Source organism: Modestobacter sp. DSM 44400 (genome assembly GCF_900107175.1).
Taxonomy (GTDB): Bacteria; Actinomycetota; Actinomycetes; order Mycobacteriales; family Geodermatophilaceae; genus Modestobacter.
This window is the reverse complement of sequence record NZ_FNOZ01000007.1, coordinates 14,939-29,017: the sequence shown is the minus strand read 5'-3', so window position 1 is coordinate 29,017 and position 14,079 is coordinate 14,939. Positions and strand designations below refer to the sequence as shown.

14 protein-coding genes are annotated in these 14,079 nt (G+C 72.1%); 5 read left to right on the top strand and 9 right to left on the bottom strand.

Annotated features, from left to right (window positions below):
* The first annotated feature begins 8 nt into the window (after positions 1 to 8).
* On the top strand, positions 9 to 962 hold the full coding sequence (locus BLW04_RS06685) for a proteasome assembly chaperone family protein (protein WP_091538004.1): 954 nt from the start codon (positions 9 to 11) through the stop codon (positions 960 to 962).
* Positions 963 to 1,078: 116 nt separating this feature from the next.
* Here the strand turns inward: BLW04_RS06685 and BLW04_RS06680 are convergent, their stop codons facing one another.
* From BLW04_RS06680 to BLW04_RS06650, 7 genes are all read right to left on the bottom strand, one after another.
* Positions 1,079 to 2,746, bottom strand: coding sequence for a catalase (locus BLW04_RS06680; protein WP_091538003.1), 1,668 nt, complete (start codon positions 2,744 to 2,746; stop codon positions 1,079 to 1,081).
* Complete coding sequence (locus BLW04_RS06675) at positions 2,743 to 3,213, bottom strand: Fur family transcriptional regulator (RefSeq protein ID WP_091538002.1); 471 nt, start codon at positions 3,211 to 3,213, stop codon at positions 2,743 to 2,745. The genes BLW04_RS06680 and BLW04_RS06675 overlap by 4 nt, the downstream gene beginning before the upstream one ends.
* 139 nt (positions 3,214 to 3,352) lie before the next feature.
* The gene (gene purU / locus BLW04_RS06670; RefSeq protein ID WP_254781129.1) at positions 3,353 to 4,234 is read right to left on the bottom strand and encodes a formyltetrahydrofolate deformylase; all 882 of its coding nucleotides are present in this window, start codon (positions 4,232 to 4,234) and stop codon (positions 3,353 to 3,355) included.
* A gap of 43 nt (positions 4,235 to 4,277) precedes the next feature.
* Positions 4,278 to 5,198, bottom strand: a complete 921-nt coding sequence (gene ligD / locus BLW04_RS06665) for a non-homologous end-joining DNA ligase (protein ID WP_175483927.1) — start codon at positions 5,196 to 5,198, stop codon at positions 4,278 to 4,280.
* Complete coding sequence (ligD, locus tag BLW04_RS06660) at positions 5,195 to 6,709, bottom strand: non-homologous end-joining DNA ligase (RefSeq protein WP_091537999.1); 1,515 nt, start codon at positions 6,707 to 6,709, stop codon at positions 5,195 to 5,197. The genes ligD (BLW04_RS06665) and ligD (BLW04_RS06660) overlap by 4 nt, the downstream gene beginning before the upstream one ends.
* Positions 6,710 to 6,730: 21 nt before the next feature.
* Entirely contained in the window at positions 6,731 to 7,714 is a 984-nt protein-coding gene (locus tag BLW04_RS06655; protein ID WP_091537998.1) for a non-homologous end joining protein Ku, read from the bottom strand.
* Between the two features lie 140 nt (positions 7,715 to 7,854).
* Positions 7,855 to 8,421: a DUF1360 domain-containing protein gene (locus BLW04_RS06650; protein ID WP_091537997.1), complete on the bottom strand. Its 567-nt coding sequence runs from the start codon at positions 8,419 to 8,421 to the stop codon at positions 7,855 to 7,857.
* 197 nt (positions 8,422 to 8,618) lie between these two features.
* Between BLW04_RS06650 and BLW04_RS06645 the strand changes: the two genes are divergently transcribed.
* Entirely contained in the window at positions 8,619 to 9,158 is a 540-nt protein-coding gene (locus BLW04_RS06645; RefSeq protein WP_091537996.1) for a hypothetical protein, read from the top strand.
* A gap of 223 nt (positions 9,159 to 9,381) precedes the next feature.
* Positions 9,382 to 9,780 carry an STAS domain-containing protein gene (locus BLW04_RS06640; RefSeq protein WP_091537995.1) on the top strand — a complete coding sequence of 133 codons (399 nt, stop codon included), beginning with the start codon at positions 9,382 to 9,384 and terminating at the stop codon, positions 9,778 to 9,780.
* A gap of 68 nt (positions 9,781 to 9,848) precedes the next feature.
* Here the strand turns inward: BLW04_RS06640 and BLW04_RS06635 are convergent, their stop codons facing one another.
* Positions 9,849 to 10,856 carry a DNA topoisomerase IB gene (locus BLW04_RS06635; RefSeq protein ID WP_091537994.1) on the bottom strand — a complete coding sequence of 336 codons (1,008 nt, stop codon included), beginning with the start codon at positions 10,854 to 10,856 and terminating at the stop codon, positions 9,849 to 9,851.
* 296 nt (positions 10,857 to 11,152) lie between these two features.
* Here BLW04_RS06635 and BLW04_RS06630 point away from each other — a divergent pair, with 296 nt between their 5' ends.
* Together BLW04_RS06630 and BLW04_RS06625 are read left to right on the top strand one after the other, a co-directional pair.
* Positions 11,153 to 11,647, top strand: coding sequence for an ATP-binding protein (locus BLW04_RS06630; protein ID WP_091537993.1), 495 nt, complete (start codon positions 11,153 to 11,155; stop codon positions 11,645 to 11,647).
* Positions 11,644 to 12,672 (top strand): RNA polymerase sigma factor SigF, encoded by a 1,029-nt coding sequence (locus tag BLW04_RS06625; protein WP_254781128.1) that lies wholly within the window; start codon positions 11,644 to 11,646, stop codon positions 12,670 to 12,672. Before BLW04_RS06630 ends, BLW04_RS06625 begins: the two co-directional genes overlap by 4 nt.
* A gap of 69 nt (positions 12,673 to 12,741) precedes the next feature.
* On the opposite strand, the gene BLW04_RS06620 is transcribed toward BLW04_RS06625, so the two are convergent.
* Entirely contained in the window at positions 12,742 to 13,986 is a 1,245-nt protein-coding gene (locus tag BLW04_RS06620; RefSeq protein ID WP_091537992.1) for an SPFH domain-containing protein, read from the bottom strand.
* Positions 13,987 to 14,079 lie beyond the last annotated feature (93 nt).

Genomic DNA, 14,079 nt, shown 5'->3' with positions numbered 1-14,079 from the left:
GACCCACAGTGCGCCAGCGACCGGAGGACCTCGTCGAGGTGCTCCCCGAGGCCGAGCAGCTGCTCGCCCGGGAGGCGGCGGTCGGCGAGCCCGCCGACCGGGGCGTTCTGGTACTGGTGCACGACCTCGCCGGTGACTTCGACGCCGCCCACGCCGGGGCGCTGGCCGGGTCGCACCTGCTGGCCAGCCTCCCGCACCAGGTCATCGCCCGTTTCGACGTCGACGCCCTGGTCGACTACCGCGGGCACCGACCGCGGATGGTCTTCTCCGGCGACCGGTACGAGTCGATCACCTCACCGGCGATCGACCTCTACGCCGTCGAGGACGACGCCGGCACCCCGTTCCTGCTGCTGCACGGCACCGAGCCGGATTACGCGTGGGAGCGGTTCAGCGCCGCGGTACTGCAGCTCGTCGAGGCCTTCGGCGTCACCTCGGTGGTCGCGCTGCACGCCATCCCGATGCCGGTGCCGCACACCCGGCCGGTCACCGTGACCGCGCATGCCACGCGCCGACAGCTGATCGAGGCCTATCCGGTCTACTGGGGCGAGATGCGCATCCCGGGCAGCGCCGGCGCGCTGTTGGAGCTGCGGCTGGGCGAGGGCGGGGTGGACGCCCTCGGTGTCGCCGCGCACGTTCCGCACTACCTGGCGCAGGCGACCTATCCCGCCGCCTCGCTCACCCTGCTCGAGCAGCTGCACCGGCTCACCGGGCTGCACGTGCCCACCGAGACGCTGCGCGAGGCCGCCGAAGCCAACCGCACCGAGATCGACGAGCAGATCGGCCGCTCGGTGGAGAACACCGCCGTGGTCGCCGCCCTCGAGGAGCAGTACGACTCGTTCACCTCTGCCCGGGAGTCCACCGACCTGCTCGGCTCGGCCGGCGAGGTGCCCAGCGGTGAGGAGATCGGCGCCCAGATCGAGCAGTTCCTCGCCGAGCAGGACCGCAAACGCCCCCGCGACTGAGGGCGGCCCCCCGCTGGACACGGGTCGGTGCGCAGCACGTACGCCACGAACAACACTGCGGGCCGCCCCCGGGGAATCCGGAGGCGGCCCGCAGTGTCCTGCCGGTCAGGCTGACGTCAGAGCGTGACCTCGGCGTGCTCGTTGGGCACGCAGTGCGTCATGGTCAGACCGGAGACGTCCCGCGGTGAGTTCTTGCCCAGGTTGGCAGCGCGCTGCTGCTCCTCCTCGGACAGCGTCTGGGTCTGCAGCGGCGGCAGTCCACGGACGTCGTCCGCACTGATCCCGATGCCCTCGCCGACCCGCTGGCCCAGCTCTTCCTCGCACATGAAGAAGTGCCAGACCATCCGCTCCTGGATCTCTCGACGGCACTGCGTCAGGGCGCCGACCAGGTTGGCGACCAGGTCGTCCTTCTCCCACTGCTCCGACAGCCGGTAGCGCTCACCGGCCTGCTGGTAGTCGTTGGTGATCGGGATCCGCTTGCGGGTGACCCGACCGGTGATGACCGGACCCTGTTCGTCGTGTGTCGGGTACTCCGCCTCGCGCAGGCCCCCGAGGATCGACGGCTCGTAGTTCACGTGCGGATTCTGGCCGGCGCCGAGGTCCACGCCGAGGGACATCTGGCCGTCACGCTGGTTGGTGGCGACCCGGGCGTTCCTGGCCTGGTTCACCGGCAGCTGCAGGTAGTTCGGCCCGACCCGGTAACGCTGGGTGTCGGAGTAGGAGAACGTCCGGCCGACCAGCATCTTGTCGTCGGAGAAGTCCAGCCCGTCGACCAGCACGCCGGTGCCGAAGGCGATCTGCTCGCTCTCGGCGAAGAAGTTCTCCGGCGCGCGGTCCAGCGTCATGGTGCCGATCTTGCGCAGCGGGAAGACCTGCTCCGGCCAGACCTTGGTGTCGTCCAGCGGGTCGAAGTCCAGCTCGGAATGCTCGCCGTCCTCCATCAGCTGTACGTGCAGCTCCCACTGGGGGTGGTCGCCGCGCTCGATGGCGTCGTAGAGGTCCTTGGTATGCGAACCGGTGGTCTGCGCCTGGACGGCCGCCCCGTCGGCGGCGGTGTAGGACTGCACGCCCTGCTTGGGCACCCAGTGGTACTTGACCAGGACGGTCTCGCCCTGGTCGTTGACCCACTTGTAGGTGTTCACCCCGAAGCCCTGCTGGTGCCGGTAGGTCGCCGGGAGACCACGTGGGCTGAACACGAGGGTGACCATGTGCATGGCCTCGGGCGTCTGGCTGAAGAAGTCGAAGGCGCGCTCGGCGACGTTGGCCTCGAAAGTGACGGGGTCCGGCTTCTGCGAGTGGATGAAGTCGGGGAACTTGATGGCGTCCCGGATGAAGAAGACAGCCAGGTTGTTGCCGACCAGGTCCCAGTTGCCCTCCTCGGTGTAGAACTTCACCGCGAAGCCGCGGGGGTCGCGGGACACCTCCGAGGAGTCCCGGCCACCGGCCACGGTGGAGAAGCGGACGGCGAGCTCGGTCCGCTTGCCCCTCTCCTGGAACAGCCCCGCCCGCGTGTACTTCGCGATGGGCTCATCGCCCACCGTGCCGTCGGCCTCGAAGTAGCCGAAGGCGGTGGTGCCGCGGGCGTGCACGACCCGCTCCGGGATCCGCTCGCGGTCGAAGTGGCTGATCTTCTCGAGGAACTGGTAGTTCTCCAGGGTCGCCGGGCCACGCGCGCCCACCGTCCGCTGGTTCTGGTTGTCGTAGACCGGATGGCCCTGACGGTTGGTCAGGACGGCGCGGTCGGCCTCACTGGCTGCCGGTCCCTGCGATGCGACGTCGGTCATGCTGTTGCTCCTCCTCGGATTGCGATCCCAGCTCCGTACCCGTGCTGCCTGCGCGCGACCTGACAGCCCGCGCAGAGTCCCCAGAAGACGACCTCGGCCTCATCGACGACGAACCCGGCCGCGTCCGAGGGGGTAAGGCACGGAGCCGCCCCCACGGCGCAGTCGACGTCGGCGACGTCCCCGCACTCCCGGCAGACCAGGTGGTGGTGGTTGTCGCCGACCCGCAGCTCGTAGAGCGCCGGCGCGCCGGCGGGCTCGATACGGCGGGCCAGACCTCCGCCGACCAGGGCTTTGAGCACCCCGTAGACCGCCTGCGGCGAGATCGACGGGTGCACGACGCGGGCGGCGGTGGCGATGGTGTCGGCGTCGACGTGCGAGTGCTCGGCGAGGACACCGAGCACGGACAGCCGGGGCCGCGTCACGCGCAGCCCCGCCGAGCGCAGGCGGTGCTCCCAGGTCGTCTCCATCGCCAGCCACTCAACCCGGTTGTCTTGACTGAGTCAAGAGAAGGGGACCCCGGCGGGGCGAGGCGTAGGAAGCTTTCCACCCGGTTTCCGGCCGAGAACCGGGTGGAGAGCTTCCTATGCCCGCGGGTGGCGGGGCGGCTCACGCGAAGACGATGGTCTTGGCGCCGTCCACGATGATCCGATCCTCCACGTGCCAGGTGACCGCCTGGGCGAGCACCTGGCGCTCGACGTAGCGGCCCACCCGACGCATGTCCTCGACGGTGGCGCGGTGGTCGATCCGGGCGACCTCCTGCTCGATGATCGGCCCGGCGTCGAGCTCCGCGGTCACGTAGTGCGCAGTGGCGCCGATCAGCTTCACACCCCGGTCGGCCGCCGCCTGGTACGGGTTCGCACCGACGAAGGCCGGCAGGAAGCTGTGGTGGATGTTGATCAGCCGCTCGGGGAAGCGGCTGCAGAAGTCCGCCGACACGACCTGCATGTACCGGGCCAGCACCACCAGGTCCGCGTCCCCGACCAGTTTCAGCGCACGGGCCTCGGCCTCGGCCTTGGTCTGCGGGGTGACCGGCACGTGGTGGAACGGCACCCCGTGCACGCGGGCCACCGGCTCGAGGTCGGGGTGATTGGACACGATGACGGCGATCTCGGCCCGCAGGTCCCCCGAGCCGACCCGGTAGAGCAGTTCCTGCAGCCCGTGGTCGGCCTTGGACACGAAGACCGCCAGCCGGGGCCGGTGCGCGGCCTCGGTGAGTCGCCAGGTCAGCTGCCACTCCCCCGCCAACGCGGCCAGCCCGGCCTCCAGGTCGGACCGGCGGGTGGCCAGGTCGGCGAGGAAGAACTCCAGCCGCAGAGTGAAGGTGCCGCCCGAGGGGTCGGAGGAGTGCTGCTGGGAGTCGATGATGTTGGCCCCCGCCTGGGCCATCAGCCCGCTCAGGACGGCGACGATCCCCGGCCGGTCCGGGCAGCGGACGACGAGGCGGCCGACGTCGGTCAAGCGGGCCTTCCGGAAGTCGGGGGCGGACACGCGGCGCATGGTGCCAAAGTGGCCACATCGGCCGGACAGCGGGTCAACCCGGGGGCAGGGCGCCCCGGCGCCGGGCCGCGATGTCGAACAGGTCGCCGAGCTCGTCGACCCGGGCGAGGACCGCCGCGGTGTCGAACCGAACGGTCGCCGGGTCGGCACCGTCGCGGACGGCGTCGAGTTCGGCCCAGCTGATCGGCGTGGACACCGTTGCGCCGGCCCGGGCGCGCAGCGAGTAGGGCGCCACGGTCGTCTTGGCCGTGTTGTTCTGGCTCCAGTCGACCAGCACCTTGCCCGGGCGCAGCGCCTTCTCCATCCGCCAGACGACGTCCTCGGGCGTCTCCCGGATGAGCCCCTGGGCCAGCGACTTGGCGTACCGGCTGGGGTGGTCGGCGTCCTCGCAGACGATGGGCGCGTAGACCTGCAGCCCCTTCGAGCCCGAGGTCTTGACCACCGGGTCGAGCCCGTCGGCGACCAGGCGCTCACGCAACCGGTGGCCGACCCGGGCGCACTCCGTCACGCCGGTGCCCGGGCCCGGATCGAGGTCGAGCACCAGCAGGTCGGGAAGCTCGGCCCGGCCCGCGGCGTCGAGCCGCCACTGCGGCACGTGCACCTCGAGCGCGGCCAGGTTGGCCGACCAGACCAGGTCCGGGACGGCGGTCAAAAGCACCATGTCCAGTGTTTCCCGGCCCTTGCTGCTGCCCGGTGAGGGAACGGTGGCCGACCGCACCCAGGCGGGGGCGTGCCGGCCGCTGTTCTTCTCGAAGAAGGCCTGCCCGTCGACCCCGTTCGGCCAGCGGGTGAAGGTGACCGGCCGGCCGGCGACGTGCGGCAGCAGCACCGGAGCGATCCGGACGTAGTAGTCGATGACCTGCGCCTTGGTGAACCCCACCTCCGGGAAGAGCACCTTGTCCAGGTTGGACACCTCGAGCTGGCGGCCCTCGATGTGCACGCGCTGGCGACTCACGGCTCGACCACCACGTCGGCCGGGACGACATCGTCCCGCAGGCCCCGCCACGAGGGGTGCCGCAGCCGGCCCTCCCGGGTCCACTCCGTGAAAGCCACCTCCCCCACCAGCCCCGGCTCCACCCACTGCGCGTCGCGGGTGACCTCCCGTGGCAGCGCGTCGGTGAACGGCGACGTGAGGCGTGCGGTGACCGCCGCGCCCAGGTCGGCCAGCATCTTGCCGGTGAAGCCCGTGCCGACGTGGCCGGCGAACACGAAGGCGCCGGTGTCGTCGTGCACCCCCACCAGCAGCGACCCGATGCCGCCGGCCCGCCGTCCAGCCCCGGGCCGCCAGCCGCCGACGACGACCGCCTGGGTACGGATGTTCTTCACCTTGCGCCAGTCCGGCCCCCGCCCGCCCGGCCGATACGGCCCGTCCAGCCGCTTGGCGACGATGCCCTCCAGCCCGTTCTCCAGGCTGGCCGCCTGCACCCCCGACCCGCCTCCGCGGAACCACGGCGTGGGGACCCAGCGGTCAGCCGCCAGCCCGAGGGCGTTCAGCCGCTCGCGGCGCTCCGTGTAGGGCAGCGAGAGCAGGCTCTCGCCGTCCCAGGCGAGCAGGTCGAAGACCAGATAGCTGACCGGCGCGGCTGCGGCCAGCCGGGCGACCTCCGGGCCGCGCCGGTGGATCCGGCCCTGCAGGAGGCCGAAGTCCGGGCGCCCGGCCGCGTCGAAGGTGACGACCTCGCCGTCCAGTACGGCGTCGTGCCCGGTCAGCGCCGCGGGCAGCCGGCCGAGCTCGGGATAGGTGCCGGTGACGTCGTTGCCGCTGCGGGCACGCAGGCTGAGCCGGCCGTTTCGCACGTGCGCGAGCGCGCGGACGCCGTCCCACTTGAATTCGAAGCCCCACCGCTGGTCGGTGTCGAGAGGCAGCTCGCCGGCGGCGGCCAGCATCGGGGTCAGGTCCTCCGGGACGCCGGGGGCGACCGGGGCACCCGAGGTCGGATCGGCAGGGCGCGCCGCAGGCGTCGGGTTCCCCACTGGAGGTGTGTGGTCCAGCTTGCGCACGTTCCAGGTTCCGTCAGGCAGCCGGAACAGCACGTACCGACCGGTCAGCCGGGCGCCGTCGAAGGCGACGGTGATGTGGTCGTCGGCCCACTTCTCGGTGGCGTAGCGGCCGGCGTCCCAGATGCCGACCTCCCCGCCGCCGTACTCACCGGCGGCGATGGTGCCGCTGAAGGAGGCGTACTCCAGCGGGTGGTCCTCGGTGGGCACGGCCAGCCGGTTCAGCCCGGGCTCGGTGGGCGGCCCCTTGGGCACCGCCCAGCTCTTCAGGACGCCGTCGCGCTCCAGCCGCAGGTCCCAGTGCACCCGATCCCCGGTGCGCCCACGGGGGGTGTGGTGCTCGTGCACCACGAACGTGTCGTCGTCCCCGGCCGGCAGCGGCTGCCAGGCCGGCGGGACCGGCTCGGCGGTGCGGGCCGGGTCGCGCTTGGCCCGGTAGCTGGCGAGCGGATCGGGGCGGGCGGGCATGCGGATGACCGGCGGTGGGGATCAGGCGGTCTTGCGCGGCCGGGCGGTCCGCTTCGCCGGCTTCTCGGCCTCGCTGGCGGCCGCCTTCGCCGCCGGCGCCTTGGCCGCCGCCTTCTTCGCCGGCGCCTTGGTCGGGGCGGCCTTCCTCGCCGCCGCCTTCCTCGCGGGGGCCTTCGCCGGGGCCTCCGCCGGGGCCTCGTCGTCCTCGGCCTTGTCGCCCGCCGGTGCCGTTCCTCCGGCCCGCTCGACGCTGCGGCGCAGCGCGCTCATCAGGTCGACCACCGCGCCACCGTCGGTGTCGGCGGTCTCCGGCACGGCCCGGACCTCACCGCCGGACTGCTTGGCCTCCAGCAGGGCGGTCATCGCCTCGCGGTAGTCGTCGGTGAAGGCGCCGGCGTCGAAGTCGCCAGCCATGGTGGAGATCAGCGACTCGGCCATCTGCAGTTCCTGCGGGCGCACCGGCACCTCGTCGTCAAGGAAGGCGAAGCCGGGACGGCGGATCTCGTCGGGCCATCGCATCGTGTGCAGCACGAGCACGCCCTCGCGCACCCGCAGCGCGGCCAGCGACTCCCGCTGCCGGATGGCGATCTTGGTGATGGCGACCTGGCCGGCGTTCTCCAGGGCAGTGCGCAGCAGCACGTAGGGGCGGGTGGCGACGCCGTCTGGCTCCAGGTAGTACGTCTTCTCGAAGTGGATCGGGTCGATCTGATCCTGGTCGACGAACTGCAGCACCTCGATCTCGTGCTTGGTGCCCAGCGGCAGCTCGTCGAGGTCGGCGTCGGTGAGCACGACCAGCTGGCCGTCGGGCAGCTCGTAGCCCTTGGCGATGTCGCCGTACTCGACCTCTTCGCCGTCGATCGAGCAGACCCGCTTGTACTTCACCCGGCCACCGTCGGTCTTGTGCACCTGGTGGAACCGGATGTCGTGGTCCTCGGTCGCCGAGTACAGCTTCACCCCGATGGAGACCAGGCCGAAGGAGACCGCGCCACGCCAGATCGACCGCACGACCGCCTCCTGTCCACGCAGAGCTGTCACCCGCGACAGCCCGACAAAATCGCAGGATAGGTCCGGACGCGGCCCTCTGGCGCGGTGAGGGCGCTGGTGGAAGCCGCATCCCACCCCGACGGGGCAGAGCGACCCCCGGGTCAGGACTCCGCGTCGCCGTCCGACTCCAGAGCGCCGTTCTGGATGGCGTCGTAGAGGAACTGCCCGACGTCGGCGCCGGCCACCATCGTCATCGTCAGGCCGACCAGGCGGGTGGCCCGCGGCGCACTTGCGTAGCCGAGCACCAGCGCGGTCGCCGTCCACTGGGCCAGGCAGAACGGGCAGGTGACGAGCTCCCCGATGGCGTGCTTGACCCCGCCGTGCACCCGAACCTCCTCGGCCACCTCGGCCTCGCCCGAGGTGCCCTGGTAGCTCGTGAACGGTGCCCGCAGCGGGCTGGTGACCGGGTCCTTCGCGATGGTGCGCGCCAGCCGGAAGGCCGCGACGGTCAACAGCACGGCATCGCCGAGCGGGATCCTGGTCGGCAGCTCCTTGCCCGCCGCCCGCACCGCCGCCGCGCCGGCGGCGGTCACCCCCAGATAGACGCCCATCGCGCCGAGCAGACCCGCCAGCGGGCGGGGCTCCCCGTGTGCGTACTCCTGCTGCTGGGTCCGGGCCCAGTGGCGGACCGGCCCTCCGATCCGCTGCACACCGTCTGGAATCGCCATGCCGCCCCGCTACCCCTGCCGACACGGAGCCATGCCCATGCGGAGCCATGCCCACCGCCGCGACGGGACTCACGCATGCCCGCCGGGCCCGCGGGTAGGGCGGTGATCACGACGCCGGTCATCCGACCGGCTCCACCCGTCGCACCTGGACGGTCGAGCGTGTGAGGAACCCCGCACGCAGAACGGAGGCACACCCCATGACCGAGCTGGACCCGGACCGGGCGGCGGTCGACTCCGCCGCGAACGACGCGGAGTTCCCCGACGACGAGCGTGGCCTCACCGGGACACATGACCGCCGCCGCCCCGGCACCAACGGAGCCGAGGGCCAGACCGCCCGGGACATCTCCTACGAGGACGATGGCGTGCCCGACATCGCCGACGACGACCACCCCACGGAGGCACTGGCCGAGGACCCCGAGTTCGCGCCGGTCCCCGGGGAGCGGGCACGCGCCAGCGTCGACGTCGGCACGACCGCCGAGGAGCAGGCCGAGGGCGAGTCGCTGTCCGGCCGGCTGGACCGGGAGGAGCCCGACGTCGGCGGACTCGGCGACGTGCGCGCCGCCGAGTCCGCCGAGTCCGCCGAGCGCACGGTCCCGCAGCTGGACCAGGACGTCGACACCGACCGCGGCGACGACTCCGGCACCGACACCGTGAAGGACGACGTGATCGCCACCGGCGAGGCGCCGACCGGCGGCGAGGGGCCCGAGGATCGGGCCATGCACGTCACCGACGGCTGAACCGGCCCGGGGGCTGCTGGCGGCTGAGTGGTGCGTTGATCAGCGCTCAACTACGTTGGGCGCTACGGTTGAGCAGCCAGCCGTCGGCCCGCCCGGACGACCGGGTGGGCCGTGTGCGTGTCCGGCGGTGTCCAGGGCGACGGTCGGTCGGTGCGGGGTGCAGCAGTACCCTGTCCGTCGAACGGGTACCCAGGAGCACCGCCCCTGAGAGGAGCTGCAGTCCGTGACCTCATCTGATCTGCCCGCCGAGGGAACGCGCGACGTGTCCGCCCCCTCCGACGTCGCCGAAGCGCCCTTCGACGACGTGATTACGCTGTCGACGTCCAACGATGGTGACGGCACGGTCACCGTGACGGTCGTCGGCGAGGTCGACACCTTCACCGCCCCCGTGCTGCGCGCCTCGCTGGACACCCAGCTGGAGCAGCAGCCCACCGAGCTGGTCATCGACCTGTGCGGCGTCCAGTTCCTGGGCTCGGCCGGGCTGGCCGTGCTCGTCGAGACGCAGAAGTCGGCCCGCTCGCGGGACGTCGGTCTGCGGCTGGTGGCGAACACCCGCGCCGTGACCCGCCCCCTGGAGGTCACCGGCCTGATCGACCTGTTCAGGATCGGCGACAAGAGCTGACCTCAGGCTCACCCGCACCAGGGCACGACGGCGCCCCGCCTCGGCGGGGCGCCGTCGTGCTATCCGACTCAGGCGCTCAGCAGGGCACAGACCGCGGCCTCGACGGTCCGCTGGGCGGTTCGGTCGTCGGGAGCCTGGGAGGCTTCGCTGAGGGACTCGGCGATGGTCTCGCCGTGCTCGAACCGATCGACCACCCGCGGGTCGACGTAGCTGGCCTTGCACACCGCGGGGGTGTTGCCCAGCTGCTCGGAGACCTTCACATAGGCCTGCCGGACCACCTTTTTGCGTGCGGTGCGGCTGGTCGGCGGTGGCGTCTCGGCCAGGGTGGCGGCCATCATCACCGTCGCCGTCCAGGTGCGGAAGTCCTTCGCGGTGATCTCTGCGCCGCTGATCTCCTTGAGGTAGGCGTTGACCTCGTCGCTGGTCACGTCATGCCAACTGCCGCAGGCCAGCGGGTAGCCCAGCAGGTCGTCGCCCTGCTCGGCCGGCCGCTCCAGCAGCTGGCGCACCACAGTGGCGGTGGGCCGGTCGACGAGCTCCAGCTCACGGTCGATGCCGCCCTTGGCCGTGTAGTGGAAGAAGACGCGTTCACCGCGGACCTCGACGTGCTCGCGGCGCAGCGTGGCCAGCCCGAAGGTGCCGTTGTCCTCGGCGTACTGCTCGCTGCCCACCCGGAACGCCCCGAGGTCGAGCAGCCGGACGCCGCAGGCCAGCACCCGCTCCCGGTTCAGCCCGCGGGTGCGCAGAGCCGTGACCACCGCGTCCCGGACGTCGGGCAGCTGGTGGGAGATCTCCAACACCCGCTCGTGCTTGGCGGCGTCCCGCTTCAGCCGCCACTGGTCGTGGTAGCGGTACTGCCGGCGTCCGGCCGCGTCGGTGCCCACGGCCTGGATGTGGCCGTTGGGCCACGGGCAGATCCACACGTCATTCCAGGCCGGCGGGACGGCCAGCGCCTTGATGCGGTCCACCCGGTCGTCCTTGAGAAGCACGCTGTCGCTGTCGTAGTAGGCGAACCCCCGCCCCGCCCGTCGCCGGGTCCAGCCCGGTGCGTGTACGTCGCTCCGCCGCAGTCTCACCCCGCTCAGATGTGCTCGGCCCAGCGGGCTCAAACCCCGCGGCGGTCGCCATTCCCCGCCCGGGACCACCGCGGGACGGGGATCGCAGATCGGAGGTTTGCCTCCATCCGCAGCCGCGCATATCGCGTCGGCACTGCGTTTCCCGCCGGGCGCCCCCGGGCACTCCGGGTTGTCGTGTCCCGGCGGGGCAGCGGCTCTCGGTCGTGCTCCGGACCGGGCCGGCCGGCGCGTGCGCGATGATGAACGGGCCCGTCCCCGCCCCGGGGGCGCGGTGCTGACGAAGGAGCAGACGACGGATGGTCGACACTACGGGCGCGCCCGCCGCCGAGCGGCGTGCGGAGCGGCTGGAACTGCGCGTCCCCACTTCGCCGACCCAACTGCCCGCGGTGCGGGCGATGGCCGGTGACCTGGCCATGCGGATGGACTTCGACCTCGACGCGGTGGAGGACCTCCGCCTCGCCGTCGACGAGGCCTGCGCGACGCTGGCCGCCGTGGCCCTGAGCGACAGTCCGCTGACAGTGGTCTTCGAGGCCTCCCGCGACGCCCTGCGGATCGACGCCTGGGTGCCCACCACGGAGGGCACGGACGTCTCGCGCGACGGCTTCGGCTGGGCCGTGCTGCACACGCTGGTCGACTCGGTGGACGCCGGCCCGAGCACGCAGGCCACGGTGCCCGCCGGGGACGGCAGCGCCTCCCCCGTCGCCTGCATCGCGCTGGCCAAGTACCTCCGTCGCCACTCTCCCAGCGCGGCCGTGGAGCAGCCTCACCACGACGTGTCGGTCGCACGGTGACCCGGTCGGCTGCCGCACGTCAGCCGGCCACGGACGACATCCCCGTCCTCGGTGCCGCTGAGAACGCCCGGCCGGCCGAGCCGGCGCCGGTCGCCCTCGACGCCGGCGTTCCCTCGGTCGCCGCCGGCGTTCCCTCGGTCGCCGCCGGCGTCCCCGAGGCCCGCCAGCCCGGCGACGCAGCGGCGGGCACGCCCATCCCCCTGCCGGCCGAGGTACCGGCCGAGGAGGCCGTCGATACGCCGGCCGCGGCACCGCCGCTGTCGGAGAACCGCAGCCGGGCAGAGCGCACCGCGCCGCTGTTCGCCGAGCTGGCCACCCTGGAGAAGGGCGACCCGCGGCGGGAGCGGCTGCGCGAGATCCTGGTCGAGGAGCACCTGCCGCTGGTCCGGCACTTCGCTCGCCGGTTCAGCAACCGCGGTGAGCCCTTCGACGACCTGCTGCAGGTGGGCACGCTGGGTCTCATCGCCGCCATCGACCGGTTCGATCCCACCCGCGGCGTGGAGTTCCTGTCCTTCGCGGTGCCGACCATCACCGGGGAGATCAAGCGGCACTTCCGGGACCAGGGCTGGTCGGTGCGGGTGCCTCGGCGGCTGCAGGAGCTGCACCTGTCGCTGAACGCCGCGGTGAGCGAGCTGGCCCAGAAGAACGGTCACGCGCCCAACCCGAGCGAGCTGGCCGAGCACCTGGGCATCCCCCGGGCCGAAGTCCTCGAGGGCCTGGCGGTGGCCAACGCCTACCGCAGCAGCTCGCTGGACGAACGGCTGTCCGGGGAGGAGGACTCCCCCACGCTGGCGGCCACCCTCGGCGAGGAGGACGCCGCGCTGGAGGGCGTGGAGTACCGGGAGTCGTTGCAGCCCCTGCTGGCCACCATCCCGGCGCGGGAACGGCGCATCCTGATCCTGCGCTTCTTCGGGAACATGACGCAGTCGCAGATCGCAGCGGACATCGGCATCTCCCAGATGCACGTCTCCCGGCTGCTTAGCCAGACGCTGGCCAAGCTCCGCGAGGGGCTGCTGAAGGACTGAGCACGCGGTCCTCCGCACGATGTACGGCCGGCTCCCCTTCCCGGGGAGCCGGCCGTCTCGTCGTCGGGCCTACTGCTGCAGTTGCGGCGGGTCCTCGAGTGGCGGGTACCCGGCGGACTGCTGCACGTCCCGGGTGACCTCCGACAGCGGCGGCGGAGTCGCTACCCCGGGCGTGGGCAGGCTGGGCTGGACGCCGATGCTCGTCATCTCGATCCTGGCCTCCGGCTGCTCAGCCGCCGGCGGGAGCTGCGACTCGAACCAGGTGCTGGTGTCCAGCGAGGTCGCCGGGGCTGGGGCAGCGGTGGCTGCCGAGCCGTTCGCGGAGCCATTCCCGGCTGCGGACGGCGCGTCGACGTCCATCCAGGACCGCCCCTCGCCGCCGTCCGCGCCACCGAGCCGGGACAGCCCCTCGAGCGCCTTGCTGAACTCGCTGGGGACGATCCACATCTTGTTGGCGTCGCCCTGGGCGATCTTCGGCAGCGTCTGCAGGTACTGGTAGGCCAGCAGCCCGGAGTCCGGCTTCCCGTCGTGGATGGCCTGGAAGACCGTCTCGATCGACTTGGCCTGGCCCTGTGCCTGCAGGAACAGCGCCGCGCGCTCACCCTCGGCGCGCAGGATCCGGCTCTGCCGTTCGGCCTCGGCCTCCAGGATGGCGGCCTGCTTCTTGCCCTCGGCCGACAGGATCGCCGAGGCCTTCTGCCCCTCGGCGGTCGTGATGGCCGACTGCCGCTGGCCCTCGGCGGTGAGGATGACCGCCCGCTTGTCGCGGTCGGCCCGCATCTGCTTCTCCATGGAGTCCTGGATCGACGCCGGCGGGTCGATCGCCTTGATCTCCACCCGGGCGACCCGCAGCCCCCACGGGCCGGTGGTGCCGTCGAGCACCTCGCGGAGCTGGGAGTTGATGCCGTCCCGGCCGGTGAGTGCGCCCTCCAGGTTCAGCCCGCCGACGACGTTGCGCAGGGTCGTGGTGGTCAGCTGCTCCATGCCGGTGATGTAGTTCGCGATCCCGTACACGGCCAGCCGGGGATCGGTGACCTGAAAGTACAGGACCGTGTCGATGCCCACCTGCAGGTTGTCGGCGGTGATCACCGGCTGCGGCGGAAAGGAGATGACCTGCTCGCGCAGGTCGATGGTGGCGCGGACCCGGTCGACGAAGGGCACCAGCAGCGCCAGCCCCGGCGAGAGCGTGCGGCTGTACCGACCCAGCCGTTCGATCACCTTGGCCTGGGCCTGGGGCACGATCGTCACGCTCCGGGCGAGGACGAGGATCACGAGCGCGGCGATCACGATGAGGGCGATCAGTGCGGGTGTCACGGGAGTCGGTCTCCGTCTCCTCGGAGGATGGTGCGGAGTTCCGATGATCCTCTCTTCTCACGGTGCCGGTCAGCCTCCCGGCACCGCGTCACC